Source organism: Pseudaeromonas pectinilytica (assembly GCF_054780855.1).
Genome location: NZ_BAAGVN010000022.1, coordinates 1 through 3,340 on the forward strand (window position 1 = coordinate 1; position 3,340 = coordinate 3,340).

Sequence of the window (3,340 nt, forward strand, 5' to 3'; positions counted from 1 at the left end):
TGCCCATTCGGCAGGCCGTCAACTAAGCCCGCCCGGCGGGTTGGGGAGCGAGTATCCGACTTTGGATTTGATCAACAAGGCCTGTTGGGCCTGACCTATACTTGACGTAGGTTCTCTACGCAGAGGTACCCTACTATGGAGACCAACAGTTTTTTTGAACTGCTTCGCTCCTTTAACCAGGGAAGGTGCGAACAAGTCCCTGATATGAGATCATGTTTGTCATCTGGAGCCATGGAATAGGGTTCATCATGAGTCATCAACTCACCTTCGCCGACAGTGAATTCAGCAGTAAGCGCCGTCAGACCCGCAAGGAGATTTTCCTCTCCCGCATGGAGCATATCCTGCCATGGCAGGATATGACCGCTGTTATCGAGCCGTTTTATCCCAAGGCTGGTAATGGCCGGCGACCTTATCCGCTGGAAACCATGCTACGCATTCACTGCATGCAGCATTGGTACAACCTGAGCGATGGCGCTATGGAAGATGCTCTGTACGAAATCGCCTCCATGCGGCTGTTTGCCCGGTTATCCCTGGATAGCGCCTTGCCGGACCGCACCACCATCATGAATTTCCGCCACCTGCTGGAGCAGCATCAACTGGTCCGCCAATTGTTCAAGACCATCAATCGCTGGCTCGCCGAAGCAGGCGTCATGATGACCCAAGGCACCTTGGTCGATGCCACCATCATTGAGGCACCCAGCTCGACCAAGAACAAAGAGCAGCAACGCGATCCGGAGATGCATCAGACCAAGAAAGGCAATCAGTGGCACTTTGGCATGAAGGCCCACATTGGTGNCGGTAAGGAGCAATTTGTCTCAGCCGATGCCGGATACCAAGGGGCGCCACAGCGCGAGGAGCTGGCCGAGGTGGATGTGGACTGGCTGATCGCCGAGCGACCAGGCAAGGTAAGAACCTTGAAACAGCATCCACGCAAGAACAAAACGGCCATCAACATCGAATACATGAAAGCCAGCATCCGGGCCAAGGTGGAGCACCCGTTTCGCATCATCAAGCGACAGTTCGGCTTCGTGAAAGCCAGATACAAGGGGTTGCTGAAAAACGATAACCAACTGGCGATGTTATTCACCCTGGCCAACCTGTTTAGGGTGGACCAAATGATACGTCAGTGGGAGAGATCTCACTAAAAACTGGGAATAACGCCTTAAATGGCGAATCACAGGATGTTCGCCCCAGCTCGTGATCTTCGGCTGGGGCGGCATTTGATTATGCTTGTTGCACAGCATTGCCCATTTTATCAAGATGATTTAAAAGCGTTTGGATGGTTTCATCCATTTGAGAACAGAGTCCCTTCGCTTTGTCTTTATCTCCATTGTCAAACGCAACAATTGCTTGTTTTGCTAATTCATGTATTTGCTGATGTGGTACATCAATGTCAATGTCCTTAAACCCATGCAGATGTTCATGATGACTATGTTTACAGGAGTGATACCATTGACCAAATGCACAAGTTTGGTGTGTTGGTAGTTTATTTACATCCAGTTTTGCAGAGCCATCCAAATGAGATTTTATCTTGCCAATAAAAATCATATGGGCATTTTTTGCTTTATTGATGGACAGGAGCACGTCATCATCCATTTTAAATCCATTTAAACTGTGCATTAATTCATCCGCAAGCAGGTTTAGTCCACTTGCTCGTCGAACCGATTCATGTGATTCCTCGGTGATTTGTTGCAAAACAGTCATGATCTGATGGATATTATTGGCTAACTCATATGTTGTTGCTGTCTGCTGTTCTGTCGCGGTAGCAATTTGATCGACTTGTGTGACAACTTCATCCACCTGTGCAATGATTTCACGCAACGCATCACCAGATCGATTCGCTTCAGTGGTTCCCATTGATGCCTGCGTAACGCCTATTTGCATCGCTTTAACTGCATTTTTAGTTTCATTTTGAATTGTCTGGATCATTTCGCTGATTTCTTGCGTGGCATGCGTTGTTCTTTCAGCTAATGCTCTAACTTCATCTGCCACCACTGCAAATCCACGACCTTTTTCACCGGCTCGCGCAGCTTCTATCGCTGCATTCAGAGCCAAAAGGTTCGTTTGCGCGGCTATTGCATCAATAGTGCTAACAATAGAGCCTATTTGATCGCTTCTTACGCCTAAATTGGTGACAGTCTGCGAAGAGTCTTGAACCGTATTTAAGATCTGATCCATTATTCCGGTCATATTTTGGATGACATCGTGACCCCGATTGGCTGTATCTGATGCTTGTTGTGTTGCTTTGGCTGCATTATTACAGTTGAGCGCAATGGAATTGGCTGTCGTAGAAATTTCTTCTCCTGCTGCCGCTAGATTTGTTGTTTGAGCGGCAACATCGTCCACACTACTTGCTATTCGATCGGAAAAAGAATGAAATTGCATGGCTGAATCTGAAATTTTTGTCGAAGTCATGGTAATACTATGTACGGCATGACCAATTTTCTTCGTCATTTTATGTATTGAGTTTGCAACACGCGCCATTTCGTCGGAACCAGTCAATTTTGACTTTACCATTAAATTCCCTTCACCGACTCCCTGTGAAACTCTGATGATTTCATTAATGGATTTAAATATTGAGCGAGACATTAATAATAGAAATATAATTCCACAAATCACTGCAATAGTAGAAAGAATGATAATTTTGTAATGGGAATACGCCAGATCTTCATCCATTGCAATTTTTTCTTCGTTAATTATTTTTTCGCTGATCTTTCCTATGTTCCTGGCTGTAGCAATCATCGCTGGCTCTAATGAAGATAAATCTGAGTCAGATGACTTACCTGTTAACATAATAGAAGCCAACTTTGAGAATAAACTTTCATATTCATTTGTTGCGTTTAATATGTCATTAATCTCTGCCTGATACTTGGTCATCAATGGTTTTTGTTTTAACGTTTGCAATTGCTGTCTAATTTCGGAAATATACTGAATTGTTTTTTCTTTCGATTCGACATCTCTTCGAATAATCATGTTTTTTTCATAACGCCTGGCTTGTAATGCGTTTTGCAATATGCTTTGCATCTCATCTATTTGAGCACTCCTTGCTAACACTTTGTCAGGACCAAAATATCCTTCATAACTAATAAAAACCAACAGAACCAACAGCAGACAAAAACAAAATGTAATTTTTGCTTTAATGCTCTTTATGTTCATATTTAACTCCCATGGCTCTAAAATCATACATCTTGTAATTAGATAATGTATAAATATGTTCACATTTAAACGGCTCGTTGATTCATGGGTGAGCAGCATAAACAGGGCCGACGCATGATCATTCTTTGCACAAGTTGATCAAGTCTCGATCAGTTGAGCAGCTCCAAACACGATTTTAATTGTA

At 44.1% G+C, this 3,340-nt stretch carries 2 protein-coding genes; one reads left to right on the plus strand and one right to left on the minus strand.

Going from position 1 to position 3,340, the window contains the following annotated elements; genetic code table 11:
- Positions 1-248 precede the first annotated feature (248 nt).
- Positions 249-1,145 carry an IS5 family transposase gene (locus tag ACYVG7_RS01950; RefSeq protein ID WP_460881564.1) on the plus strand — a complete coding sequence of 299 codons (897 nt, stop codon included), beginning with the start codon at positions 249-251 and terminating at the stop codon, positions 1,143-1,145.
- Positions 1,146-1,224: 79 nt separating this feature from the next.
- Here the strand turns inward: ACYVG7_RS01950 and ACYVG7_RS01955 are convergent, their stop codons facing one another.
- Positions 1,225-3,156 carry a methyl-accepting chemotaxis protein gene (locus ACYVG7_RS01955; protein ID WP_460881565.1) on the minus strand — a complete coding sequence of 644 codons (1,932 nt, stop codon included), beginning with the start codon at positions 3,154-3,156 and terminating at the stop codon, positions 1,225-1,227.
- Between the last annotated feature and the right edge of the window lie 184 nt (positions 3,157-3,340).